We start from the raw sequence: 24227 nt of genomic DNA on the forward strand, positions 1-24227 counted from the left end.
TCATGCCGAATAAGCAGATTTTAAAATTTCAGTAGACCCAAATTTCCTTAGTGAAAGGCTGATTTTCAGAAGTAATTCCATTCACTGTGATATAATATTTTATTCCTTTTGGCAAAGCAAATCGTACAACGGCCTCGCCCTGCGTTGATAAATCAGTGGAGGGTTGCCAAAAAAATAATTTGCCTTCATTGATGGATGCCGTGGGGGATGTACTGTTGGTAGCGGCTCGTTTAGTTACTACGTTGATTGCGCCATTTTTCCCCCTAGAACCTAAAAGAGAATTGGCACTTTTTATCACTTCAATTTGTAATACATCGCTGATTGGGATGGCATTCAAACTTTGTAATGTTCCCAAAGGAATTCCATCTAATAAGAAAAGTGGCTCATCTTCTACTGAACTACTTCTTTGTAAACTATTTCCTCCCCCTCGAATTCGGATTCCTTTACGGCTAAATCCAGCATTATCCGTCGTCTCAAAAATTTCTATTCCTGGTACTTTACTTTGGAGTGCCGTAATTATGTTTCCAGAGATGATATCTTTTAAATTTTCACTATCTATCACATAATCCACTTTTCCTAATAAAGTATGAGAGGCTTTTTTATTTCGTTTTACCTTGATTTTTACTTCCTCTAAGGTAACGGCATTTTTCTCCCGTTTTATTTGTAATGTATCGGTAGATAAGTCAGCAGCATATAATGTGTCCAAACGATTTAGTTCAGGTTGTATATCTTCTATCACTGCCACTGACAGTCGCCCGCGTAACGGTTCTCCATCAGGCCTTTTTACTTGAATACGAAACACCACAGTATCTTCTTCAAAAGTGTGTTTGATTGAAACCAAAGGGGCTGGCTCGGGTTCTAAGGCACTCTTACTTTGGGTTTCGGGGGTATTTTTGGGTAAAAACAACTTCCAATGATTATTTTCCATTAAGGGTTCGGGTTCATAATCCAAAGGCAGCATATCCGCTATTCTCCGCTCTGCAATATCCCCGGCCCATTCAGAACTATTGGTATCAAACAACAATCCTGTGGTGGTCACTTCGGCTTTGCCTCCTTTGATTCGCAACCATGATACCGGAAAAGGGGCATCTTGATAAGTACCAATCCGATTGACGCTGTTTGTGTTTAGAATTTCAAGTTCATTGGGTGCCATAATTTCTTTGGAAGACGGGAAACGTCCCATTTTTATAGCAGAAGTGTCGTTAAATGGAAATAATCTTTTTCCTAACTGTGGACTTAGGTGCGAGAAGCTCGTTTTTTCGTTGTAATTAGGGTTTACTTCATACACCACAAATCCTTCCTGCTTTAAGCGCTGTTGCGCTAAAGCTTTAAAAAAATGCCGTTCTGAGCCTTCGTAGGCTTTTTGCCGGTTCTCTTCCAGTTTCTTTTTTTGTTCTTCGTCCGTTATTTTGAATTTTTCAAATCGTGCCAATCCGGAAAAACTGCTCTGTGTCGGAGAAAATGAGAATCGTTGGAGTTCAAAAAAGATTTTATAACCCAAGGGTTTGTTTTCGATCTCAATTATTGTTTGCGCTGAAGCCGAAAACGCTAATATATCTCCCTCAAAATCAATGACCCAAGGATTGAGAATTTTAGTAGCTCGTGCGTTTTGATTTACTCCTACAAAAGCACTTTCAAATTTTTTGTACTGCCTGAGCCATTTTTGGTCACGTTTCCCTTTCACAGATACCTCCGAAATGGTTTGTGGAGAAGCAAATAGCGCGATGTTGAGCATTATCGTATCTTGGAGTTTATCCAGTATTTTTTGCCGAAAAGTTGTATAGCCCAACGAAGATACTACGATTTCTACACTGCCTCCCCGCTGATGATTGAAGACATTTCTGAGTTGATATTTGCCCGTCGAGTCCGTCTCGGTCGAATTTGAGGTGTTATTTATATAAACAGATGCAAATTGAATGGCCTCATTTGTTTTGGAATCGGTCACATTACCCACGAGGACTCGTTGTTGCCCAATAACTTTGAAAGCAACAACGAGTATACAAGTGATTAATAAGCTAAATTTTTGCACCTTCATTTTATTCATCAGGGCCTTTAGTACAATTTGAACATGGACCTGTTGCCATGCATTGATGCCATTTGCTCCTATTGATCCGTATAATTCCGATAATTTGCGTCAATACAAAAGTACAAACTTAGCCTCTTTTCCTCCTTTACCCTATCAGGATTCCTGATAAAAGTATCAAAATTTCTGATAAAATAATTCGAAGTAATCCTGTCCTTCCGTTGAGTACGGTGCAGGCATTGACCAAAATCCTGCGTATCAAACTATCCTATTTGGTGTCAGATACAGAAAAGTGGCGGGTTATGTCGGAAGAATACGCCGAAAAATGCCGAATGTTGGAAAAAATGAACGTTGTGCTGTTGAAGGAGAACGAAAAGCTGCGTGATGCGTAGAAAAGGCTCAGGGCAAAAAAACAGCAAGCCCATTCCGTTGAGAGAATAAACTTGCTGGTATGTTCAATGGTCAACGCACTAATCCACATCCACTTCCTGCCCCATAAAGCAATCCACCACGTAGCGGATGGAACTGAAGGAGTTGACGAGTGCTTTGCGGGCTTCGGGCTCGCTCATCCACGCCAATTGTTCAATGCCTTCGTCGTGCTGGGGGGCCATCTTGGAGTCGTCTACGCAGCGCATCCAATACCATTTGGTACGTTTGAGGATGAGTTGGTTGTTTTGGGTGTAGGTATGCCAAGTGGTGCAGGTTTTTTCGATAAGCTCGGCTTTTACGCCCGTTTCTTCTTCCACTTCGCGGAGGGCCGCTTTTTTTGATTTTTCATTGTCGTCGAGTTTGCCTTTGGGCAAATCCCACACGCCCCGCCGAAACATCATCAGCATTTTGTTGTCTTTGGTCACAATGCCTCCCGCCGCTTTGATGATGGTGTAGATTTTTTTCAATCTTTTTTCCACTGCTTCGCGGTCTTTGGGCACCAAATAAATGGATTGGAGCTCGGGCAGGTCGTAATTGTTCAAAAAATGAAACAATTTTTCGGCCGTAATCGGTGTGGCGTTCAGAATGAGTAAATGCCCCTTTAAACTCGCCACCTTCAGCATTTCGAGGTGAGCGTCAATGATTCGGTCAAAAGTGGCCCGATTGGAGAGCCCCTGAGCCGCTTTTTCGCTTAAAATTCGGACCGGACGGTCTTTGATAAATATAATCATAGGAGTAGTGGGGCTTTAATGCCGACAAAATTAGCAAATGGGTTTGTTTTGGATAGCAAATACTTTTGATAATTTTGCAATTGTACCAACCATCCCCATACGTGGAACTATTTGTTATCGTTCTACTCGTTCTTATCAACGGTATTTTCTCCATGTCAGAAATCGCGCTGGTCTCCTCGCGAAAGTCTAAGTTGGAAACTGCGGCACGAAACGGTGACCGGCAGGCCAAACATGCACTCGAACTGGCAAACTCCCCCAATCGCTTTCTCTCGACCGTCCAAATCGGCATCACCCTCATTGGAATCCTGAACGGGGTATTCAGTGGTGAACGCATCACGACCGATTTTCAAGCCTACGTTGAGCAGTACGAATTATTGAAGCCTTATGCGCATTCTATCGCCGTAGGAGGCGTTGTTTTGTTTGTGACCTACCTGTCGTTGGTTTTGGGAGAACTCGTGCCTAAGCGTATCGGCATGTCCAATCCCGAAGGCATTGCCAAGTTTATGGCTACGCCCATGAATTGGCTCTCCAATCTTACGTCGCCATTTATTTGGTTGTTGGCCAAATCTAGCGATTTGTTTATGAAAATTCTGCGGATTACGCCGCAAAACCAAGCCATCACGGAAGAAGAAATCAAGACCATCATCCAGGAGGGCACCACGGGCGGCGTCATTGATGAGATTGAGCAGGAAATCGTGGAGAATGTCTTTCATCTGGGCGACCGGAAAATCACGTCGTTGATGACCAACCGTCAGGAGGTTACGTGGTTGGATTCGGCCGATGACCCCGAAGAAAATAAGGCCCGAATCATGGAATCCAAACACTCCATTTATCCTCTTTGCAACGATGGGATTGACAATATCGTGGGGCTGATTTATGTTAAAGATTTGCTCGGCGGTGATTTGGATGAGCAACTTACCCGATTGGAATCGCTGGCCCGTGAGCCGTTGTATATTCCCGAAAACAACAAAGCCTATCAGGCCCTAGAGAAGTTTAAAGTGAGCCGGGTGCATTTTGGTATCATCGTCGACGAATACGGCGCCATGCTGGGCATTGCCACGCTCAACGACATTTTGGACGCGTTGGTGGGGGATTTGTCAGAAACCGATGAGTTTAACTACGACATCGTAGAGCGCGAAGACGGCAGTTTTCTGGTGGATGCCCAGCTTCCGTGGGAAGATTTTATCAATCATTTTGACATTACGATACAGCAGAAAAAAGAATTGACGGGCTTCAATACCCTTGGGGGCTTTGCTCTGCATATTTTTAAGGATATTCCCGATACGGGTGAGCACTTCACGTGGCAGGACTATCGGTTCGAGATTGTCGACATGGACAAAAGCCGTATCGACAAGATACTCGTTCAAAAACTGGGCGAAGAAGATGAAGGTGGGTAATACTCTTTCAGGCGGTAATGTTTAAACCTTGCAAAGATTTGCAAACTTTTGCAAGATTTAGATAATTTCAATCCCCTTGTTGCGAAAATCGTTCAACGAAGGGTCGGAGGGCTTTAGACTTGTCACCAAAAAATCAATCTCATGTAGGTCGCATACCTTGTAGGTTTCGATGGTATGGATTTTTTCAGTAATGGCACAAATCGCTACTTTTTTGGCCGATTTTGCCATTTTTTGTTTTAAGACCGATTCTTCATAATTGCGCAGGGTAACTCCAACATTTGGATCTAACCCGTTGAAACCCATAAGATATAGGTCCACCCGTAGGTGTTCGAGTTGGCGCATGGCTTGGTTGCCTAACGTGATTTGGTAACGTTTGTGGTAAGTGCCTCCCAAGAGAATCGTTTCAATTTTAGGATGTTCATTCAGTACAATGGCAAGGGGCAGACTGTTGGTAATAACGGTCAGCTCCAAGTTTTTGGGGAATTGTTCGGCAATGTGAAAATTTGTGGTGCCGCCATCCATCAATATCGTTTGATGATTTTCAAAAAGTTTTTGGGCTTTCCGGGTCAGGTGCAATACTTCCTGATTGTCGATGCCGAAGCCTTGCGTGGTTTTAAAAGACAAGTAGGAATTAGCCACGGCCCCACCGTGTACTTTTTTCAGTAAACCCTTGTCTTCCAGTTCAATAACATCCCGTCTGATGCTATCGTACGAAACGTGCAGTAGTTGACTCAACTCCACTAAGTTGATTTTTTGGTCACGATTGAGCTTCTCAATAATGAGCCGTTGGCGCTCTTCTTTTATCATAGGTTAGTTAAAATATACTTCAATAAATACTTAAAAATTCATTGAGAGTGATTTCTAAAAATATCTTGCAAAAAAATGCAAAAAAAAGTTGCATTAAAACAAAAAGATTGCATATTTTTGCATAGTTGTTTCAACCACAACTTAACCTATGATAAAATATCCCTCGCGCTACCTTAGGGGTTTGTGTAGCTGCGAGGGATGTTTCTTTTTTATGGGTACAATAAATATTTCTTTCGCTTGATTTTGAAGTCTCCCAGCCCGGGCTCCCAGCTTTTACGAATTTCTTCTTCGGATTTACCCGCAATAATCTGCTGCTTTAAGTTTTCTGTCCCTGCCAGTTTATCAAAGTTTCCCATTTGTTTGCTTTGACTCATGTCAAAAAACTTCTCTTTGAGGGGGTAAGCCGCATACAGCTCCATGAGCCATTGCAAGTTTAATTTCTTGGTTTTCAGAAAAATAGCGCTGTCATACTTCCGCAAATCCAATCCATAACAGTCCGTGTCCTGATGCAGGGGAGTTTCGCTCATGCCTTTAAGACTGACTGGTTTGAACGAAAACGTGTATTTCCCTTTCAATAAGGGTGCTCCCAGTACCGTGAAAGGCATGTAGGTGCCGCGTCCTTGACTCAGAATAGTGCCTTCAAATAGACAAATACTGGGATAGAGCAGAATGGACTGCTGCGTATTTAAATTGGGCGAAGGCGGTACGGGGAGGACATACGGCAGGTCATGCGTATAATTGGCTACTTTGATGATTTTCAATTTGCATTTCAGCCCGCTGGGCAGCCAACCTTCGCCATTGATCATTTGGGCAAACTCTCCGATGGTCAGACCGTGGCTAATGGGTATTGGAAAGATTCCGATGCCTGATTTCAGGTGCGGCTCCAAAATGGGGCCATCCACCATAAATCCGTTCGGGTTGGGGCGGTCCAAAATGAGTAATTCTTTGTCATTTTCGGCACAGGCCTCCATGACATACGATAGCGTATTGATGTAGGTATAAAAACGAGCCCCTACATCCTGCACGTCAAAAATCATCAAATCGACGTCGGCCAAGTGTTCTTTGGAAGGTTTACGGTTTTTACCATAGAGCGAAATCACGGGAATGCCCGTGGCGGGGTCTACGCTATCATCTACTTTGGCACCGTTGCTGGCATTGCCCCGAAATCCGTGTTCAGGCCCAAAAATCTTGGTAATTTTTACCCCTAATTTGAAGAGGCTATCGACACAGTGCTTTTTGCCAATGATTGAAGTTTGATTGACCAGCATTCCAATGCGTTTCCCTTTCAGATAAGGAAGATACGCTGAGGTTTGGTCGGCACCCGTAATGATGCTTTTTTTTGCATTTTCAGGTTTTGGGGCAGTAGTAAATGCGGCAAAAACTGCCAAAAACACAGTAGCAACAAAAAGGGACAGATAAAATGACCGTTTCATAAAGTAAAAGGCAAGATTGTTTGAGGGGGAAAGTTACAACAAATGGGCGTCCCCTCAAAGATACCTGCTTATTTATGGTCTTCATTTGTCCCCACCTGTACGGAGATCGTAGAGGCTGATGGGTGTTGAAAAGGCGTGATGACCAATTCGCGAACCAAATCTGGATGAGAATACGAAATTAAATGACCCGCATTGGGCAAAAAGATAAATTGCGCTTCCTTTTTGGCCAGTTTCATGCGGGCAAAATCAAGATTTGTCGGGTCTACAATCCAATCTTTACCTCCTTGCACCACGGTCGTCGGCACTTGGAGCATTGGCCACTCGTCTGCCAGTTTTTCTAATTCCTTAGCGTGGGCAAATTTTTCAAACGACGCCAGATTAATACGATGCGGGAGCCACATCCTAACTATCCACCATTTAGCGGGCTTTGAAAACCACCAGAATTTTTCTTTGGTGGGGTCGATGGCGGGGGCCAGCATCACCAATTTATTGAATCGTTGGGGATTGAGTATCGCAATTTTGGCCGCAATGGGCGCTCCGTAAGAGCGACCAAGCAACACTCCTTTTTGACGGGAATGATTGAGCGACAAGGCCAAAGCGGCCGCCCGGGCCTGCAAATCAATGGACGTAACAATGCGTTTTTTGCGGTGTTTTGAATGATTATACCCTAATCGATCAACGGCAATGATGTGGTATTTGCTCTGCAAAATGCTGTCATCCACCATATTGAGGTATCCGTACCACGCTCCTGGTGCACCGTGGATAAGCAGGAGCGGCGGCAGCGTATCGGCACCCGTAGTGGCGACAAACAGCCGAAGGCTGTCGTTTTGAATGGTATAATAAGTAGGTCGAACGGGTTTGTTTGCGTAATGCTTGCGAAGGTCACGTTCATTTTTGCGCCACGAACGAAAACAGGAAGAAAGCCCCCAGCACAATCCGCAAACACAGGCCCAAAGGCATATTTTTCTTAGCATGAGAATGGTTACTGTTTAGGTTAATTCAGCGATAGTTATTCGCAATTGTTGCTTTATAAAACGCTAAAATAGCGACAATTGTTGTTGCGATAATTCAGGATAAAGGTGCGGGTTGTTTACGTCAGGGACATTTGAATCTGCTTTACGATTGCTAATCAACCGACCGATTGTAAACGATTCCATCAGGCTGTCGTCTAACGGACGGGCGATTTCTTTCAGGGCCGAGCTATCCAAATCGGATTGAAGCCAAAGGGATTCACTACCCGGCAATAGAAGCAAAGGCATTCGCTGCTTGGTATTGTGAATACGCGCCATCATGGGATTGGCCTCCGTGGTGATAATGCTAAAGGTGTTCCAAACATCATCGGCGAAGTCGGGATTGTGCCAACTTTCCCAGATTCCCGCCATGGCAAAAAGTGGTTGATTGCGTAACCGAATGTAGTAAGGGTATTTTTGTTTGCCCACGGTTTGCCATTCAAAAAATCCCGTAGAAGGTACAAGACAACGCTGGGATTCTCGAAGGGCATATTTAAAAGAGGGTTTTTGAGCCAAAGTTTCAACCTTGGCATTGAGCGTATTGGCCCGCATTTCTTCGGCTTCTTCTTTGGATTTTACCCAACGCGGCACCAGCCCCCAACGAAACAGTTGGATGGTTTGCGGGGCTTGCGCAGTAATCACGGGCCAAGTGGGATAATCAAACCCATTTCCGTGGTAGACAGGCTGAAAATCAGCTTGCTTAACTTCTGAAGTAGCTTCAAAGCGTTTCTCTACTTCTGCAACGGTGGCTGTTAACGAATTGTGAAAACACATAATTAACCGAGTTTTATCCGTAATTTTGAGCAAAAACGCAGATTTGCGGGAAAGAAAAGCCGATTTTGTCGGTCAGCTTTTGAAAGAGTAACGTCTCATCCGACAACGCGTGTGCTTTATCACCTAACAAACTTCATCACTATGAAATTCAAATTATTGGGAAAATCAGGCCTTCGTGTTTCAGAAATTTGTCTTGGCACCATGACCTTCGGAACCGAATGGGGATGGGGCGCTGACAAGCATGAAAGTAAGAAAATTTTTGACATGTATGCCAATGCTGGCGGTAATTTTATAGATACGGCCAATCGCTACACCGAAGGGACTTCGGAGAAATTTTTAGGAGATTTTATCGCTTCCGACCGCGACCATTTTGTGCTCGCTACCAAATACACCCTCATGGACCGCGACGGTGACCCCAACTACGCTGGAAACCATCGCAAAAATATGGTTCGTTCGCTCAACGAAAGTTTAAAACGCCTCAATACTGATTATATCGACTTGTTTTGGGTTCACATGTGGGATTTTACCACACCTGTAGAGGAAGTAATGCGTGGATTGGACGACTTGGTGCGTAGTGGGAAAGTGCATTACATCGGTATTTCTGACACGCCTGCTTGGGTGATTTCGCGGGCTAATATGCTTGCCGAACTGCGTGGCTGGAGCCAATTTGCTGCTTTGCAGATTGAGTATTCGTTGCTACAACGGGGCGCTGAACGCGATTTGTTACCCATGGCCAAAGCCCTAGATATGGCCGTAACGCCCTGGGGGGTGATTGGCGGCGGGGCGCTGACGGGCAAATACCTACGCGGAGAAGGCGGGCGCGTGCCCGAAAATAGCCTCCGACGCAACGAACGCAGTCAGGAGATTGCCCAAGCCGTGGTAGAAATCGCTGATGAGTTGGGCGTAACCCCCACGCAGGTGGCCATCAATTGGGCCAGACAACGGGTTTCTAACGTCATGCCCATCATCGGGGCTCGTCGTGTGGAGCAATTGCAAGATTCTATCAAAAGCCTTGATTCAACCATTCCCGACGAAATGATGCATCGGCTGAATGAACTCAGCAAAATAGAACTGGGTTTTCCGCACGATTTTCTTTCTTCGGAAGGTGTGAAACAGTCGGCCTTCGCAGGGATGTACGACCAAATTATTAATCACCGATTGTAATACAGCGGAGGCCCGACAACATGGAGAACAGTACAAGGAAATGTATTCTTTGTTCTTGTTATTTCATCGTCAAACGAATAACACCAATTATGAAATTAGCCATTCTGGAACGTTTAAAAGCGCATTTGGATGCTCGAATGCAGGCTGCATTGGATGCCATGCAATCTGCCCAAAGCTCAGCCAATGAAGAAACCAAAAGCAGTGCGGGAGATAAGTACGAAACTGCGCGGGCCATGGCCCAAAACGAACGAGACCGCCACGCCCAGTTGTACGACCAGATTCGTCAGGAGCGCGCTGTGCTGGACCGCATCGACCCGTTGTTTCAGTTTCAACGCGTTGGATTGGGTACGTTGGTCAAAACCACAGCGGGTTATTTTTTTGTGGCCGTGAGCGTGGGGCTGCTTGACATGGCGGGAATAAAAGTAATCGCGGTGTCGCCACAATCACCGCTGGGCGCTTCGCTGATGGGAAAACAACGCGGCGACAGCTTCCTGTTTCAGCAAAAGAATTGTCTCATTGAGGAGCTAGGGTAGTTGTTTATTTGTCTATCTTTGATTTAGTTAAACAGGAATTGACATGGTAGCAGTCTCCACCAAACGCAAACGCATTCGGACCAAATTTGCCAAGCATGAAATCCCGAAATCGTTGATTTATGAAGAATACGACGGAAAACCCATGTACTATCGGGGCTATAAAGATGTATTAAATCAACTGAAAACGAAGGAAGAAATTAAGGGCGAAAGCGACACCCATGCAATAATTATTGGCGTTTTGATGAAATATTTGTTGAAAAATTTAGATGAAGATGCCTATTTCGTTATCACTAAAGAAGTGGGCTTTCATCTCAAAAAACTTAGCAACGTTTCCTCTGATATTGTGATTTACGAAAAGGCAGCTTTGCAAAATCATGCTTTTAAAGATAAATACTTCGAAATTCCACCCTTAGCGGTCATAGAAGTGGATATACAGGCCGATACGACCGATTTCGGGATTTCAGAAATGGATTATTACGGCATTAAAACCAAAAAATTGTTGGATTTCGGCGTTCAGGAAGTCATTTGGTTTTTTTCAGGAACCAAACAACAGTTTGTCTCGCGGGCAGGGCAAGATGGCATCATTTCGACTTGGGAAAAAAATGTTAGTTTACTGGGGAAATATCACTTCTCACTTGAACAACTGCTTCAAAAAGAAGGTTTTAAATTGTGAAAAAGGGAGTTTTATTCACCGGCTTTTTTGCCTTTTTTCTTGGTTTTTTCTTTTCTCGTCTTCCTTCCTTCGGCCAAAGTAATCCGTACCAAATTACGCCCACGCTTCAAGAGGCGTACGCTGATGTGTTTAAGTTGAAAGTTACCTCCGCAAGGGCGCTGCTGCAAAAAGAGAAAAATACGGGTCTGCAAAAAGCCTTTGCTGTGTATGTGGAAGATTACGCCGACATGGTCACGTTGTTGGTCAGCGACGAAAAACGTTTGTTTGAACAATTGTCTCCCAATCAAGACAAACGCTTGGCGTTTTTGGAAGAGTTGCCCCCGAGTTCGCCTTATCAGCGACTGTATCAGGCCGAAATTCGTCTGCATTGGGCGTTTATCAAATTGAAATTCGGCAAAGAAGTCAGCGCCTGTTGGGATATTATCAAGGCGTATCGGCTACTAGAAGAAAATGCCAAAAAATATCCCGATTTTATTTCGACCTACAAGTCATTGGGGATGCTCCACGTATTGATTGGTTCGGCCCCGCAAAACTACCAATGGGTTACCAAGCTGCTGGGCTTGCGCGGCAATATTCCGCAGGGAATGCGTGAAATCAAGGCCATTATTCAAAAAGACAAATTGTTTGGCCCCGAAGCAAGACTGGTTGAGTTGCTGTTGCACGCATATATCCTCACTTACACTGAGCCGCAAAACGCAGCGCTTTTGGGATTTGTTAACGGTGAAAAGGATAATTTACTGCTCCATTTTTTCGGAACAACAATCTCAATGAAGGACGGACGCGGAGAGCAGGCCCTAAAATTACTCAATCAGCGGCCCGTTGGCAGTGGCTATCTGGCGTTTCCTTTTTTGGAATACCTAAAAGGAGAAATTCTACTTCAAAAAGGCCAATACGACGAAGCACGTACGCACTTAAAACGATTTCTGGCGCAGTATAAAGGCCAAAATTACCTGAAAGATACGCACCTAAAATTGTTTTTGAGCCATTGGCTGGAAGGTGAAGAAGCTGTGGCAATGCCCTATTTGGAGCGCGTCCTGACCGTTGGAACGAGTTACGTAGAAGCCGATAAATTTGCGGAAAAATTCGCCAAAAGCTTCCGAAAGAAAGAAGTTTCGGGACAACAGAAAGCCTTAATGAAAGCCCGATTGGCGTTTGATGGGGGATATTTACAGGAAGCAGCCTCTGCTTTGAAACCGTATCAAGAAACTTTTTTTACCACGCTGTACGATAAAGCCGAATTTCATTATCGTTGGGGGCGTACTCTTCAACGCCAGAATCGTCCTGATTCTTCAATCGTGCATTATGAACGCGCCATTGCGCTCAGCCAGGCACAGAGTTTGTATTTTGGGGCCACTTCAGCGCTGCAATTGGGCTACATGTATCAGGCAAAAGGCAACAACGCCAAGGCCATTTATCATTTCAAGCAAGCCCTTAATTACCCTAAGCACGAATACAAAAACAGCGTGGACAATAAAGCCCGCGCTGCCTTGACTCTGTTGGGTGTAGAGTAATATTTGAGATTACAAATACTTCAAGAACTCATTTTTGGTAGCGTCTTCTTTGAATTTGCCGCCGTAAAAAGAGGTGATAGTGGTGCTTGTATCATCCTGTATGCCGCGCGAAGCTACGCACAAATGCTTGGCATCCATTACTACGGCCACGTCTTCGGTTTGGAGAATTTGTTGCAATTCCTTGCCGATTTGAACCGTCAAACGCTCCTGTACCTGAGGGCGTCTGGCAAAATACTGAACAATACGGTTCAGTTTTGAAAGTCCAATCACTTTGCCACTTGAAATATAAGCTACGTGGGCTTTGCCAAAAATGGGTACAAAATGGTGCTCGCAGTTGGAGTAAAAACTGATGTCTTTCTCCACAAGCATTTCGTTGTAATTGTATTTATTTTCAAAAAGGGTGGCTTTGGGCTTATTTTTAGGGTTAAGACCGCTAAATATCTCTTTTACGTACATTTTAGCCACCCGATGAGGTGTTCCTTTCAGGCTGTCATCGGTTAGGTCAAGACCCAAGGTCTCCATTATTTCTTTAAAATGCAGCTCAATTTTTGCTACTTTTTCAACATCGCTCAGCTCAAAAGCATCTTCGCGCATGGGTGTATCGTAGGCACTTAAGCTGTGGTCATCGCCCCATTCGTCAATGTTTAAATCAACGAAAGTGGCAGCCTCACGCGGGGTATTCCACAAAGTTTCGTTCGGTTTCATATAGTCTTATTTTCAAATCAAAAGTGGATTGTAAATGCCCACGCAGGATGTTGTAAATCACAATTGCAATGTTCTCGGCACTGGGATTCAGGTGTTTAAACTCTTCCGTGTCAAGATTCAGATTCTTGTGGTCGAACTTTTGCAGAACATTGTGTTCTATCAAATCGTTCAGCCATTTCAAATCCACAACGTAGCCGGTATTCGGGTCTACCTCTCCCGTTACCCGGACAATCAGCTCATAATTATGACCGTGGTAGTTCGGCAAATTGCATTTTCCAAAAATGCGTGCGTTTTCCTCTTCCGACCAAGCCGGATTGTTGAGTCGATGCGCAGCATTGAAGTGGGTCTTTCGGAAGACCGCCACCCGTTGATTGCTCATTCCAATATGTTAGTAAGTTGCAGCGTTGTATGTACGAGCGCGCCGAGGAGTCGTCAGAAAGTTTGTCTGCAACACCCTCTCGACCGTTGGGCGTGGTACCAAAGCCCTTGGGTAAGTATCGTTTTCAACTGCATTATAAACGGCGTTCTTCCGAAAATAGTTTTAAAAAAGTTGCACTATCAGAAGAAAAGACGTGATAATCAGAACGTTTAATCAAAAAAATAATCGACAAGACTCTATTTGTTCTTGACAAAAGCAGGGAATAAAAAGGCGTAAATTAAGCAGAAAATAAGTTGAACGGCGGTAGTAATACCCAAATAGACAGGCAATTGCAGAAAATCATCCATCATACGGGTGGCGTTTTCAAAGTTTTCTTCCGAGGTAGCGGTCAGCGTGAGCCATTCCCGGCCCCGAATAATGAGGTCATTAAAATAATCAGGATTAACAAATAAAAAATAAGCCCATTTTACTAATCCAAAAGCGAGTAGCCAGTAGATACTAAGTGTGAGTAGCAACCTGACATTTCTACTATAAACTACCTTTGTGGCTTGTCGACGCGTGCTTCGCAGAAAGACAATGTAAAATACTCCAATCAGGATTAACCAAAGCAAACTTGTGAAGGGTAGCCAGTCAACAATTGTATTTTGATAACCGATTAATTTTTCTCCAACCAACCAAATAAGACTGAAAACAACGATGTAAATGGCGAATTTGAGGGTATTGTTCATTCCGGAAAATATCATAGGTTTAAAAAAGTAGGCAAACTTAGGTATTTTCTCTTATTTTTCCCTGCTGACTCCTCCTTGATGAGAACGAATTATACTACTTTTGCGAATTACCACCAGTAACCAGAGCCACATGAGTGAAATCAGCAAAGAACCCACCGAAGAAAAATCACTTAACTTCATCGAGCAAATCATCGAGGAAGACCTCCGTAACGGTAAACACGGAGGGCGAGTTTTAACGCGCTTTCCACCCGAGCCAAACGGCTATTTACACATTGGCCACGCCAAGTCAATTTGCCTTAATTTTGGCGTTGCTCAAAAATACGGCGGAGGAACAAACCTTCGTTTTGACGACACCAACCCTGTGACGGAAGATACCGAATACGTAGACTCCATCAAGAATGATGTACAATGGCTAGGTTTTCAGTGGGTTAATGAATTTTATGCCTCTGATTATTTTGATTCTTTGTACGAGTATGCGTTGTTGCTTATCCGTAAAGGACTGGCGTACGTGGACGAATCTACGTCGGAACAAATGGCGGCGCAGAAGGGAACTCCCACCGAGCCAGGAACCAATAGCCCTTACCGTGACCGCACACCTGAGGAAAACGAAGCGTTGTTTGTACGCATGAAAAATGGTGAGTTTGCCGAAGGAACCCGTACACTTCGGGCCAAAATCGACATGGCGGCCCCGAATATGATCATGCGCGATCCTGTGATTTACCGCATCAAATTTGCGCATCACCACCGTACAGGCGACAAATGGTGCATTTATCCCATGTACGATTTTGCCCACGGACAATCGGATTCAATCGAAAAAATCACGCATTCTATTTGTACATTAGAATTTATTCCTCACCGCGATTTGTACGATTGGTGCATCGAAAAATTAGAAATATTTCCGTCAAAACAATATGAGTTTGCGCGTCTGAACCTTACGTATACCGTAATGAGCAAACGAAAACTCCTCCAATTGGTCAACGAACAACATGTAACAGGCTGGGATGATCCACGAATGCCCACGATTTCGGGCTTGCGTCGTCGAGGATATACACCAGAGTCTATTCGTGAGTTTTGTGACCGCATTGGGGTAGCACGTCGCGACAACCTGATTGATGTAAGTTTGCTGGAATTCTGTATTCGCGAACATCTCAACAAAGTGGCCGAGCGCCGTATGGTTGTGCTTGACCCGCTCAAAGTAATTATCACCAATTTCCCCGAAAGTCAGGTGGAGATTTGCCACAGCGAAAACAATCCTGAAGACCCCAACAGCGGTATGCGTGAGATTCCTTTCGGTCGTGAGATTTACGTCGAACGGGATGATTTTATGGAAGTAGCTCCCAAAAAATACTTCCGTTTAGCTCCAGGGCAGATGGTTCGCCTCAAAAGTGCTTATATCATCAAGTGTGACGATTTCGTTAAAGATGAAGCAGGAAATGTGACCGAATTGCATTGCTCATACATCGAAAACAGCAAAAGCGGTAGCGATACCTCAGGCATCAACGTAAAAGGCACACTGCATTGGGTGTCGGTCAACGAAGCCTTGCCCATCGAGATTCGAGAATACGACCGACTTTTCACTGTGGAAGACCTTTCAACCGCCGAAGGGGATTTTAAAGACTATATTAATCCCAATTCGTTGCAGGTCATTACGGGCTATGCCGAACCTGCATTGAAAGAAGCCGCGATAGGCGCGAAGTTTCAATTTATGCGTAAAGGGTATTTTTGCCTTGATACAGACAGTACCGCTGACCATTTGGTTTTTAATCGTACCGTTGGATTGAAAGACACGTGGGGAAAAGTAGCAGCGAAATAGAAATAAATATTGTCATTCGCAACGTCGGCAGCGCACCAAGCACTGTCGACGTTTTTGTTTAGAGCAAATTTTTATAAAAAACGTATTTGTCGCAGTTTTTTGCGCCTAAATTCTCCTTAAATCGCTTCAAACTGGGTTTTAGTTCACCCGCTTCATTGACGGAGATTCCTAAATCCAAGAGTGAGATTCCTTTTTGTTGGCATTCCCCGTATAGTCCTTTATTGAGCAACACGGCGGGACTGAACGTACGATACGTCAGGTTGTCGGCGGGACAGAAGTTATACAATACTGACTCTCCTACACGCACCGTAACCGAAAGTGAGGCCAATGTATCGCCATCTTTGACGCAAAACACGCGGAAATGCGGTGCAAAAACACTAAGCCACAGTTGCAATTGCTCAAAACTGAACGAAAGCGAATACCCTAATAATTGACGGTTGTGCTTAATGAACGTGTAGACTTCACGCGCTGGCGGGTTGAGCCATTCCTCAAAACGAAACCCCGCCCGTAAGCACTTGCGTAAGCGGCGGCGCTCAGAAGCGTGAAGCCCTTCCTCAAAGTTGGTTTGGGTGACTGGAATGAACTGATTTTCTATGCTCTGAGTCAGTTCAAAACCACGCCTTAAAAGCCCCCTTCGCACAAAAGTACTGCGTGAGGGATTATAACCCGTAGGATAATGCTTGATGCGCAGACTGCTGATTCCCACCCTTTTGGCAAAATCTTCAATGCCCGTCAACCACTCTGCAAATTCGGTATGGCTGATGCGCTCTGCTATTTCAAAAGACCCAAATGAAGCTTGAGATGGGCTGATTCCTGCTTGCTGTTGAATGAATAAATGAAAAACCCCGAAGGCTTCGGTTTGGGTGGCGGTATCAGTCAAGATGAACGTGTACACCTCTGAAGCCATTTGGTGTTTTACGTGCAAAGGAGTATTGAACAGCCACAACGGCCACCGAATGTGAAAACGGTGCAAAATGTCGGGATTGTTCTGTACCACCAACGCAGTATAATTGCGTAGCAGAGAAGGCGTCACCGTATGTTGAGGTATTGAAAATTGCATTCGAGGCTTGCTTAATCGACAAAGATATAAAATCTCGGCTTGTCTTACAGGGCTTTCTTATTTCATTGATGGTTTTAACGAAAGGCGACAAACGGAATTGTTTTATTTGATGCCAAAGTCTTTTCATTTAGTTCAAAGACGGTTTTTAACGCTAAATGTTGGTGCTTTATGGATCGTAATTATTCATTTTTAGAAAGAATAGCTTTGATTCCACTTGAACAAGTCGGGCAAGGAGGCAAAAAATACACTAACTTTGCGGCATGATTTCAATAACTAACTTATCGTATTATCTCGGCGACCGGGCGTTATACGAAAACGCTTCGCTCCACATCAAGCCCAAAGATAAAATTGGCCTTATTGGTTTGAACGGAACGGGCAAGTCTACTTTATTGCATTTAATTGTGGGTAATTATCAGCCCGATGCTGGACATATCTCAAAATCAGGCGGTTGTACCATCGGTTTTTTGAATCAGGATTTGCTTTCGTACCAAAGTGACGATTCTATTTTGTCGGTAGCGATGCAGGCTTTTGAGCGTGCCAACGAACTCCAACGGCAGATGGATGCGGTCATTCACGAAATGGAGGTCAATTACCAAGACAAATTGGTGGACCGGCTCGCCCGCATTCAGGAAGAATTTGAAGCTTTGGATGGCTATTCTATCCAATCTAAAGCAGAAGAAATTTTGGAAGGTCTCGGCTTTTCTACAGCCGATTTACAAAAACCACTGCGACTGTTTTCGGGAGGGTGGCGTATGCGCGTGATGCTCGCCAAATTGCTGCTCCAAAAGCCTTCGCTGTTGATGCTCGATGAGCCTACCAACCACCTGGACTTACCATCGATTCAGTGGGTAGAAAAATACGTGCAGAGTTATGAAAATGCCGTGATTGTGGTTTCTCACGACCGGGAGTTTTTGGACAATGTCTGCGATACAATGGTAGAAGTTAGCAACCAAAAGTTGAATTATTACGGCGGCAATTATTCTTTTTACATCGAAGAAAAAGCCTTGCGTAACGAGATTCAAAAGGGAGCCTACGAAAACCAACAGGCTAAAATACGCCAAACGGAGCGTTTCATTGAGCGTTTTAAGGCCAAAGCAACCAAAGCCAAACAAGCCCAAAGTCGCGCCAAAATGTTGGATAGAATGGACCGCGTAGAGGCGGTAGTCGATGAAAATGCAAAAGTGCATTTTCGATTTCAGTTTACCACCCAACCGGGACGCCATGTGCTGCAACTCGAAAACGTTTCGAAAGCATACGGAGAAAAAGAAATCCTCAAAAATACCACTATTTCGATGGAACGGGGTGATAAAATCGCCCTCATCGGAGCCAATGGAAAAGGAAAATCGACGCTCCTGCGGGTCATTGCTGGCACCGAGCCCATTGAAGGTGAGCGGCGATTAGGGCATAACGTACTTTTTACGTTTTATGCTCAGCACCAGTTGGAATCACTGAATATTGAGCATACGATTCTGGAAGAACTTAAATATGCCAACCCAACCAAGAGTGAAACAGAATGTAGGACCATTTTGGGATGTTTTCTGTTTACGGGCGAGGATGTTTTTAAAAAAATAAAGGTCCTCTCTGGAGGCGAAAAATCGCGGGTAGCGTTGGCAAAGGTACTGGTATCGGAAGCCAACTTCCTGCTACTCGATGAGCCTACCAACCACTTAGACATGCAATCGGTCAATATCCTGATTCAGGCGCTGCGCCAGTATGAAGGCTCTTTTGTGGTGGTTTCTCACGACCGTTTTTTTGTGGAAGCCATTGCGAGCAAAATTTGGTACATCGACAATCGCGAAGTAAAAGAATACCCAGGCACGTATCAGGAATACGAGTGGTGGCAGGAAGAGCGGGGAGAAGAAGAGACAGCCAAAGGAAAAGAGGCCGTTATGACGAGCTTGGCATCTATGAACGCCATAAAAACCGCGCCAGCGGCTCCTGCTGCTCCGTCTAAAAATGGGAGTTCAAACGGGCAGGCGCTCAAACAGCTTCAAAATAAAGTAAATCAGCTCGAAAAAGAGATTGATGAACTAGAAAAACGTAAGACGGAAATGGAAGCGAAATTGGCCGATGAATCTGTTTACAGCAATCCGACCAAGTTGGCCGAACTCAACCGCCAATACGCTGAAATCAAGCAAAAAATAGATAAATCGACTGAAAACTGGGAGCAGGCAATGCTGGAGGTGGAGGCTTTGGGGTAGAAATGCAACGTCGGCGAGGGCTGCGTACCACGGTTCAAACCTCGCCGACGTTAGTTATTTGTAAGTTGTCTTTCGTTTTAGTTTCTCATTCGGGCCAGTTTTTCATAATCCAGCACCGTGATGAGACTACCTTTCATTTCGATGAGTGATTCTTCTTTGAAATCCGACAGCGTGCGAATCACCGTTTCAGTCGCTGTTCCTACAATGCTTGCCAAATCTTCGCGGGTAATGGCGATCGCAAAATGCTTGGTTTTGTCCTCCTGATAGCGGTTAGCCAGCATAATGAGCGATTCGGCTACGCGTTTACGCACTGAGTTATAGGCTAATTTGAGCAGGCGTTCTTCACGTTCCCGTACTTCATTGGAAAGGATTTTGATGAATTTTGAGGCTACATCACGGTTGTTGTACAACAAGGAATTAAACTCATCTTTGGGAATAATCACCACTTCACTGTCTTGAAGCGTAACCGCCGAGTCTTGGTAGGCGGTGTTTTCCAGCAAATCCAAATACCCAAAAAAATCACCGGGCTTGTGCAGCTCGATAATGTACTCTTTCCCAAATTCGTTGGTTTTGAAATTCTTAATTTTTCCGCTTTTTAGGAAATAAACCGCGTTGGGATAATTGCCTTCCGAATAGATAATCTCCCGTTTCTTGAAGAGCTTCGTTTTCTTATTTTCCGAAAGTTTTTTGAGGGATTCAAAAGATTTGGCTTCGTTCAAAAATTGGTAAAGGCCTTCCTCCGTACGTGAATATTCGGTTTTGAGCAAGTTGTTTTTCCGCAGACGCGTTTCAACGGCACTTAATAGCTCAACATCGTCGTAGGGTTTGGTGAGGTAATCGTCGGCCCCCAGCGTCATTCCCTTACGATAGTCATTTTTTTCGGCCTTTGCGGTTAGAAAAATAAACGGAATACTAGCCGTAGAAGGCTCTTTGCTGAGTAAATGAAGCACGCCATAGCCATCCAGCTCTGGCATCATAATATCGCAGATGATAAGGTCAGGACTACTTTCTTGCGCCAATTTTATGCCTTGTTTCCCGTTTTCTGCCGTTATCACCTTGTAGTGGGCCAACTCCAGAATTTCGGTCGTATTATCCCGCATATCGGGATTGTCTTCTATCAACAGGATTGTTTTCATTTACTATTACGTGGGAAGTACAAGAAAAACACGGGTACCTTCATTGAGCTTACTATCAAGGTGAATATCACCATTCATCAGCTGAACATATTTGTATACTATGTTGAGCCCTAGTCCAGTACCTTGAATGGTTCCTGAATTTTGCGCCCTAAAAAATCGGTCAAATACATAGGGAATATCTTGCTCAGGAATACCGATTCCTTGGTCCCGAATGACAATCTTGAGCTTTGAATCAACTTTTTCGGTGTTTAAAAAGATGTCTTTTCCTTCTCCCGAATATTTTGCGGCATTGGAAATAAGGTTGATGAGCACGTTTTTGAGTAAATGCCGGTCAATACACACCTCCGAGTCGCCAGTATGTACGTACTGCACCTGCTGATTTTCTTTACAGACCGAGCGGAGTTCATCCACCATTTCTTTGCAAAATTCATAAAGATTAAACACCACAGGCACGTTCCGTATTTGACCTTCTTCTAGTTTTCCCAACGATAGGAAATCGTTCAAAATTTCGGTCAGATTATTGACCGTCGATTTTATGCGTTGAACGTGTTTTTGACGTTTCTCATCTTCTTCACTGTATACATAACGCCCAATCAACGAGGCTGATGACAAGATTGTGGCCAAAGGAGTACGGAACTCGTGCGAGGCAATGGTCACAAATTTTGTTTTCATATCGTTCAGTTGGCGCTCTTTTTCGAGGGCCCGCATTACTTCCTGCTTTGATTGTTCGAGTTCTTCCATTGCTAGGGCTAGTTCACGGGTACGTTGTTCGACCCGTTTTTCTAAGTCAGCGTTTAGGTTTTGGATTTCGTGGTGGGCTTCAAGTAGCGCAACTTCTTGTTTTTTTCGTTCCGAAATATCAATAATAAAGCTAACGATGTAGTCGCCATCGCTGGTACTAAACGGACTCAGGCTCACTTCTACCGGAAACTCGGTATCATCTTTGCGTTTGGCCTTTAAATCAAAATTGCCACCCATGCTTCTGGCTTTGGGTTGCTGGGCGTAATTCATGCGGTGATCAACGTGCTTTTTTGCGTACCGTTGAGGAATAAGGGTCTCAATTTTCTTGCCGAGCAATTCTCCTTCAGCATACCCAAACAGCGCCTGCGCTTTTGGATTTACCAACTGAATTTCTCCCCATGAATCTACCACAATAATCCCCTCTGTTGCACTTTTAAAGAGTGCATGTAACATTTCGACGTGTCTTCTCATCGCTTGGGTTTGCTGAATAAATACTTCTAACATACCAAATACGGAGGTTATTGTGATTTTTGCAAGTGTTAATTGAATAGGTATATAAAATAGCCAATTTTTAATTAGGTATCTTATTGATATTCAGGAATTTGAAAGTTTATTATATAAAATCATACCTAAGAGTTCAGAGCAGTTTTAAAACACCTGACTGAAAATTGCCGTTTGTGGAATATCATTCCAAAGGCGGGCATCGAAGGCCATACTGATGTTGCGTATAAAATTTCTCCCTTTTTCGGTCACGGCCAGATGATAGGGTTCGATGATGACCAACCCATCTTTTTCGGGTTCTTCTAATCGGGCAAGTGCATCATATAGCTCTTTACATTGTTCTTTTGAATCGTACCAAGTTGTTTCAAAATTGCACATCAATCGTTGGATGTGACGGCGCAGTATCAGGTCTTCGCGGGTCAGTACGTGGCCTCTAAACAAAGGAAGTTCGTCGGATTTGAGTCGTTCGTAATACTTCTCAACGGTTTTTTCATTTTGTGCATAGCCCCACCAACAATCACTGATAGCTGATACGCCCAGGCCAATCAGCAAATTGGTTTGGGTGGTGGTATAACCCATAAAATTGCGATGTAGGCGTTTTTGTTGAACGGCTTCGTAGAGGCCATCTGTCGGTAAAGCGAAATGGTCCATACCAATGTCGGTATAGCCCGCCGTTTCTAAAGCTTCCCGACAATTGTCGTAAATCGCCAGTTTTTTGGCGGCATCGGGTAAATCTGCTTCCGTAAATTTTCGCTGCCCGGGTTTTACCCAAGGTATGTGGGCGTAGCTGTAAAGCGCAATCCGGTCGGGGCGTAGTTGAATCACTTCACTGATGGTCTTAGCCACGGTATTGATTTGTTGCTGGGGCAACCCATACACTAAATCATAATTGACCGAATTGTAACCGATTTCGCGTGCTTTTTCGGTCAAGTGTTGCACCTGTTCGTAGGTTTGCGGACGATTGATAAGTTCTAAGACAACCGGGTTAAAGTCCTGAACACCAATGCTTATGCGTCGAAAACCCACTTCGTAAAGTGCCGTTAAGTGCTCATCGGTTGTATTGGCGGGGTGAGCCTCAAAGCCAAATTCGGCATCAGGGTGAACATCGGCCTTGGCGAGCAATCCATTGATAAGCCTTTTTAGGTTTTCGGGGCTAAAAAAAGTTGGAGTGCCCCCTCCCAAGTGAATTTCCCGCAGTTGAGGACGATTGGGTAAGAAGTCAGTGTAAAGTTGCCATTCTTTCAACAACGCATCAATATAAGGGTGCTCTACTTTGTGATTGACCGTGATACGGGTATTGCAGCCGCAATAGGTGCAAAGGCGCTCGCAAAATGGCAAATGGATATATAGACTGATGCCTTGGGTGGCGTTGCTTACTTCAAAAGTGTCGTTTACGAGGTTTTTCCAACGCTCGTCTGTTACCGGGGTTTTGTCCCAATAAGGCACCGTTGGATAACTCGTATAGCGCGGGCCAGGGACGTTATATTTTTGTAAGAGCTGACTGTTCATGGTGAATACTGAAAGGTAACTTTATCAAAAATCAACTTCTTTGGCCGAGTAAAATATGATAATCGTCATGTATAGCTAAAAACTGTCATGAGAATCTGAAGAGAAAAAGCGCCTCGAATCTTTAAGAAAAGAAGAAGTGATTAGTCGTAATACCTTAATTAGTAGGAGTTAACGAGCAGGTGGGGCTTGATACCTAAACTAATAAAGGCTGGCACTAGGAAGCATAGGGGTTGAGCCCCAACCCAGAAATGTAACAAAAGTCACTGAACATTATTCGCCGTGACAAATGGGGATTGTGTGGGATGTTTTTTCCATCAACGAATTTTCGGAATATTGAAAACCCCTTACAATAAGAAGAATCGCCACCGCCGCCACAAAAGCAGGCATGAGGCGGCGGGCTTGGTTACGAAATTTGGTTGAGATAAACGTTTTTACAAATGCCACGGCACTCATGGCAGGAATTGTACCCACCCCAAAAAGAGCCATAAATAGTCCCCCCTCCCACGGATTGCCTAGGGCAACGGAGCTAATAAGTGCCATGTATACAAGGCCGCACGGCAATAAACCATTGAGCGTACCAAGCAGAAACAATGCAGGGAAACTTCGACGAGAAAGCAGCGAGCTCAGTCTTTTTTTTATCCATTGAACCCCTTTTTGCAAGGGTAAAGGAGCAGAAAGCTGGTCGAGCCAATGTGATGAATACGCCACCGTACCCAACAAAAAAAGGCCCGTTCCGATGGAGAGGCCGCGCTGCAATCCTCCAAAATTCAACGCACTACCCACAAATCCAAACAACACCCCAAGCAAACTGTAGGTAATGGCGCGACCCGCGTTATACATCAAAATCCCTAACATTTTTCCGAATGTTGACCGGTGGTGAACCGGCAACGCCAGCGCAATAGGTCCGCACATCCCCACACAGTGGAGACTGCTCATTAGGCCTAAAGTAAATGCGAGGTAAAACATGGT

At 44.4% G+C, this 24227-nt stretch carries 22 protein-coding genes and 1 pseudogene; 8 read left to right on the forward strand and 15 right to left on the reverse strand.

The genetic code is table 11. The features are described 5' to 3' along the window. Positions 1 to 28 precede the first annotated feature (28 nt). Positions 29 to 1501 carry a TonB-dependent receptor gene (locus tag GVN20_RS08395; protein ID WP_229599005.1) on the reverse strand — a complete coding sequence of 491 codons (1473 nt, stop codon included), beginning with the start codon at positions 1499 to 1501 and terminating at the stop codon, positions 29 to 31. 192 nt (positions 1502 to 1693) lie between these two features. Next, positions 1694 to 2044 (reverse strand): annotated as a pseudogene (locus GVN20_RS30110) (carboxypeptidase-like regulatory domain-containing protein); the annotation flags it as partial. A 200-nt stretch (positions 2045 to 2244) separates the two neighbouring features. Here GVN20_RS30110 and GVN20_RS08400 point away from each other — a divergent pair. Then, positions 2245 to 2415 carry a hypothetical protein gene (locus GVN20_RS08400; RefSeq protein WP_166557876.1) on the forward strand — a complete coding sequence of 57 codons (171 nt, stop codon included), beginning with the start codon at positions 2245 to 2247 and terminating at the stop codon, positions 2413 to 2415. Positions 2416 to 2493: 78 nt separating this feature from the next. Here GVN20_RS08400 and GVN20_RS08405 read toward each other — a convergent pair whose 3' ends face one another. Beyond that, complete coding sequence (locus GVN20_RS08405) at positions 2494 to 3183, reverse strand: NUDIX hydrolase (RefSeq protein WP_114070007.1); 690 nt, start codon at positions 3181 to 3183, stop codon at positions 2494 to 2496. Positions 3184 to 3284: 101 nt separating this feature from the next. Here GVN20_RS08405 and GVN20_RS08410 point away from each other — a divergent pair, with 101 nt between their 5' ends. Continuing rightward, positions 3285 to 4580, forward strand: a complete 1296-nt coding sequence (locus GVN20_RS08410) for a hemolysin family protein (RefSeq protein WP_166557877.1) — start codon at positions 3285 to 3287, stop codon at positions 4578 to 4580. 57 nt (positions 4581 to 4637) lie between these two features. Here GVN20_RS08410 and GVN20_RS08415 read toward each other — a convergent pair whose 3' ends face one another. The 4 genes from GVN20_RS08415 to GVN20_RS08430 form a co-directional block, all read right to left on the reverse strand. Continuing rightward, on the reverse strand, positions 4638 to 5387 hold the full coding sequence (locus GVN20_RS08415; RefSeq protein WP_166557878.1) for a DeoR/GlpR family DNA-binding transcription regulator: 750 nt from the start codon (positions 5385 to 5387) through the stop codon (positions 4638 to 4640). Between the two features lie 209 nt (positions 5388 to 5596). After that, complete coding sequence (locus GVN20_RS08420) at positions 5597 to 6820, reverse strand: exo-beta-N-acetylmuramidase NamZ domain-containing protein (protein ID WP_166557879.1); 1224 nt, start codon at positions 6818 to 6820, stop codon at positions 5597 to 5599. Between the two features lie 68 nt (positions 6821 to 6888). After that, on the reverse strand, positions 6889 to 7794 hold the full coding sequence (locus GVN20_RS08425; RefSeq protein WP_166557880.1) for an alpha/beta fold hydrolase: 906 nt from the start codon (positions 7792 to 7794) through the stop codon (positions 6889 to 6891). A gap of 63 nt (positions 7795 to 7857) precedes the next feature. Further along, entirely contained in the window at positions 7858 to 8604 is a 747-nt protein-coding gene (locus GVN20_RS08430) for an SOS response-associated peptidase (protein WP_166557881.1), read from the reverse strand. A gap of 141 nt (positions 8605 to 8745) precedes the next feature. On the opposite strand from GVN20_RS08430, the gene GVN20_RS08435 reads away from it, so the two are divergent. From GVN20_RS08435 to GVN20_RS08450, 4 genes are all read left to right on the forward strand, one after another. Beyond that, on the forward strand, positions 8746 to 9768 hold the full coding sequence (locus GVN20_RS08435) for an aldo/keto reductase (RefSeq protein ID WP_166557882.1): 1023 nt from the start codon (positions 8746 to 8748) through the stop codon (positions 9766 to 9768). 89 nt (positions 9769 to 9857) lie between these two features. Further along, positions 9858 to 10301 (forward strand): transcription elongation factor, encoded by a 444-nt coding sequence (locus GVN20_RS08440; RefSeq protein WP_206023227.1) that lies wholly within the window; start codon positions 9858 to 9860, stop codon positions 10299 to 10301. A gap of 43 nt (positions 10302 to 10344) precedes the next feature. Then, positions 10345 to 10974 carry a Uma2 family endonuclease gene (locus tag GVN20_RS08445; protein ID WP_166557883.1) on the forward strand — a complete coding sequence of 210 codons (630 nt, stop codon included), beginning with the start codon at positions 10345 to 10347 and terminating at the stop codon, positions 10972 to 10974. After that, positions 10971 to 12485, forward strand: a complete 1515-nt coding sequence (locus tag GVN20_RS08450; protein ID WP_166557884.1) for a lipopolysaccharide assembly protein LapB — start codon at positions 10971 to 10973, stop codon at positions 12483 to 12485. Before GVN20_RS08445 ends, GVN20_RS08450 begins: the two co-directional genes overlap by 4 nt. A gap of 9 nt (positions 12486 to 12494) precedes the next feature. On the opposite strand, the gene folE is transcribed toward GVN20_RS08450, so the two are convergent. From folE to GVN20_RS08465, 3 genes are all read right to left on the reverse strand, one after another. Continuing rightward, the gene (folE, locus tag GVN20_RS08455) at positions 12495 to 13190 is read right to left on the reverse strand and encodes a GTP cyclohydrolase I FolE (RefSeq protein WP_166557885.1); all 696 of its coding nucleotides are present in this window, start codon (positions 13188 to 13190) and stop codon (positions 12495 to 12497) included. After that, positions 13153 to 13569 (reverse strand): 6-carboxytetrahydropterin synthase, encoded by a 417-nt coding sequence (locus GVN20_RS08460; protein ID WP_166557886.1) that lies wholly within the window; start codon positions 13567 to 13569, stop codon positions 13153 to 13155. The genes folE and GVN20_RS08460 overlap by 38 nt, the downstream gene beginning before the upstream one ends. Before the next feature lie 236 nt (positions 13570 to 13805). Further along, complete coding sequence (locus GVN20_RS08465) at positions 13806 to 14312, reverse strand: DUF4199 family protein (protein ID WP_166557887.1); 507 nt, start codon at positions 14310 to 14312, stop codon at positions 13806 to 13808. Between the two features lie 115 nt (positions 14313 to 14427). On the opposite strand from GVN20_RS08465, the gene GVN20_RS08470 reads away from it, so the two are divergent. Next, positions 14428 to 16110, forward strand: coding sequence for a glutamine--tRNA ligase/YqeY domain fusion protein (locus tag GVN20_RS08470; RefSeq protein WP_166557888.1), 1683 nt, complete (start codon positions 14428 to 14430; stop codon positions 16108 to 16110). Between the two features lie 58 nt (positions 16111 to 16168). Here GVN20_RS08470 and GVN20_RS08475 read toward each other — a convergent pair whose 3' ends face one another. Continuing rightward, positions 16169 to 17170, reverse strand: coding sequence for a GNAT family N-acetyltransferase (locus tag GVN20_RS08475; RefSeq protein ID WP_166557889.1), 1002 nt, complete (start codon positions 17168 to 17170; stop codon positions 16169 to 16171). 260 nt (positions 17171 to 17430) lie between these two features. Between GVN20_RS08475 and abc-f the strand changes: the two genes are divergently transcribed. Beyond that, positions 17431 to 19371: a ribosomal protection-like ABC-F family protein gene (gene abc-f, locus GVN20_RS08480; protein ID WP_166557890.1), complete on the forward strand. Its 1941-nt coding sequence runs from the start codon at positions 17431 to 17433 to the stop codon at positions 19369 to 19371. Between the two features lie 77 nt (positions 19372 to 19448). Here the strand turns inward: abc-f and GVN20_RS08485 are convergent, their stop codons facing one another. The 4 genes from GVN20_RS08485 to GVN20_RS08500 form a co-directional block, all read right to left on the reverse strand. Further along, positions 19449 to 20507, reverse strand: coding sequence for a response regulator (locus GVN20_RS08485; protein WP_166557891.1), 1059 nt, complete (start codon positions 20505 to 20507; stop codon positions 19449 to 19451). 6 nt (positions 20508 to 20513) lie between these two features. Then, positions 20514 to 21752 carry a PAS domain-containing sensor histidine kinase gene (locus GVN20_RS08490; protein ID WP_166557892.1) on the reverse strand — a complete coding sequence of 413 codons (1239 nt, stop codon included), beginning with the start codon at positions 21750 to 21752 and terminating at the stop codon, positions 20514 to 20516. 144 nt (positions 21753 to 21896) lie between these two features. Continuing rightward, complete coding sequence (gene hemN / locus GVN20_RS08495; RefSeq protein ID WP_166557893.1) at positions 21897 to 23258, reverse strand: oxygen-independent coproporphyrinogen III oxidase; 1362 nt, start codon at positions 23256 to 23258, stop codon at positions 21897 to 21899. Positions 23259 to 23528: 270 nt separating this feature from the next. Continuing rightward, the gene (locus tag GVN20_RS08500) at positions 23529 to 24224 is read right to left on the reverse strand and encodes a sulfite exporter TauE/SafE family protein (RefSeq protein ID WP_255455429.1); all 696 of its coding nucleotides are present in this window, start codon (positions 24222 to 24224) and stop codon (positions 23529 to 23531) included. Between the last annotated feature and the right edge of the window lie 3 nt (positions 24225 to 24227).

The sequence above is a fragment of the Runella sp. CRIBMP genome, assembly GCF_009905605.1.
GTDB lineage: Bacteria > Bacteroidota > Bacteroidia > Cytophagales > Spirosomataceae > Runella.

What these genes read in the sequence shown, in the direction of transcription:
- GVN20_RS08405 (WP_114070007.1), bottom strand. Translation starts at nt 3,183, where the DNA reads ATGATTATATTTATCAAAGACCGTCCGGTCCGAATTTTAAGCGAAAAA.
- GVN20_RS08415 (WP_166557878.1), bottom strand. Translation starts at nt 5,387, where the DNA reads ATGATAAAAGAAGAGCGCCAACGGCTCATTATTGAGAAGCTCAATCGT.
- GVN20_RS08420 (WP_166557879.1), bottom strand. Translation starts at nt 6,820, where the DNA reads ATGAAACGGTCATTTTATCTGTCCCTTTTTGTTGCTACTGTGTTTTTG.
- GVN20_RS08425 (WP_166557880.1), bottom strand. Translation starts at nt 7,794, where the DNA reads ATGCTAAGAAAAATATGCCTTTGGGCCTGTGTTTGCGGATTGTGCTGG.
- GVN20_RS08430 (WP_166557881.1), bottom strand. Translation starts at nt 8,604, where the DNA reads ATGTGTTTTCACAATTCGTTAACAGCCACCGTTGCAGAAGTAGAGAAA.
- GVN20_RS08435 (WP_166557882.1), top strand. Translation starts at nt 8,746, where the DNA reads ATGAAATTCAAATTATTGGGAAAATCAGGCCTTCGTGTTTCAGAAATT.
- GVN20_RS08440 (WP_206023227.1), top strand. Translation starts at nt 9,858, where the DNA reads ATGAAATTAGCCATTCTGGAACGTTTAAAAGCGCATTTGGATGCTCGA.
- GVN20_RS08445 (WP_166557883.1), top strand. Translation starts at nt 10,345, where the DNA reads ATGGTAGCAGTCTCCACCAAACGCAAACGCATTCGGACCAAATTTGCC.
- folE (WP_166557885.1), bottom strand. Translation starts at nt 13,190, where the DNA reads ATGAAACCGAACGAAACTTTGTGGAATACCCCGCGTGAGGCTGCCACT.
- GVN20_RS08460 (WP_166557886.1), bottom strand. Translation starts at nt 13,569, where the DNA reads ATGAGCAATCAACGGGTGGCGGTCTTCCGAAAGACCCACTTCAATGCT.
- GVN20_RS08465 (WP_166557887.1), bottom strand. Translation starts at nt 14,312, where the DNA reads ATGATATTTTCCGGAATGAACAATACCCTCAAATTCGCCATTTACATC.
- GVN20_RS08470 (WP_166557888.1), top strand. Translation starts at nt 14,428, where the DNA reads ATGAGTGAAATCAGCAAAGAACCCACCGAAGAAAAATCACTTAACTTC.
- GVN20_RS08475 (WP_166557889.1), bottom strand. Translation starts at nt 17,170, where the DNA reads ATGCAATTTTCAATACCTCAACATACGGTGACGCCTTCTCTGCTACGC.
- abc-f (WP_166557890.1), top strand. Translation starts at nt 17,431, where the DNA reads ATGATTTCAATAACTAACTTATCGTATTATCTCGGCGACCGGGCGTTA.
- GVN20_RS08485 (WP_166557891.1), bottom strand. Translation starts at nt 20,507, where the DNA reads ATGAAAACAATCCTGTTGATAGAAGACAATCCCGATATGCGGGATAAT.
- GVN20_RS08490 (WP_166557892.1), bottom strand. Translation starts at nt 21,752, where the DNA reads ATGTTAGAAGTATTTATTCAGCAAACCCAAGCGATGAGAAGACACGTC.
- hemN (WP_166557893.1), bottom strand. Translation starts at nt 23,258, where the DNA reads ATGAACAGTCAGCTCTTACAAAAATATAACGTCCCTGGCCCGCGCTAT.
- GVN20_RS08500 (WP_255455429.1), bottom strand. Translation starts at nt 24,224, where the DNA reads ATGTTTTACCTCGCATTTACTTTAGGCCTAATGAGCAGTCTCCACTGT.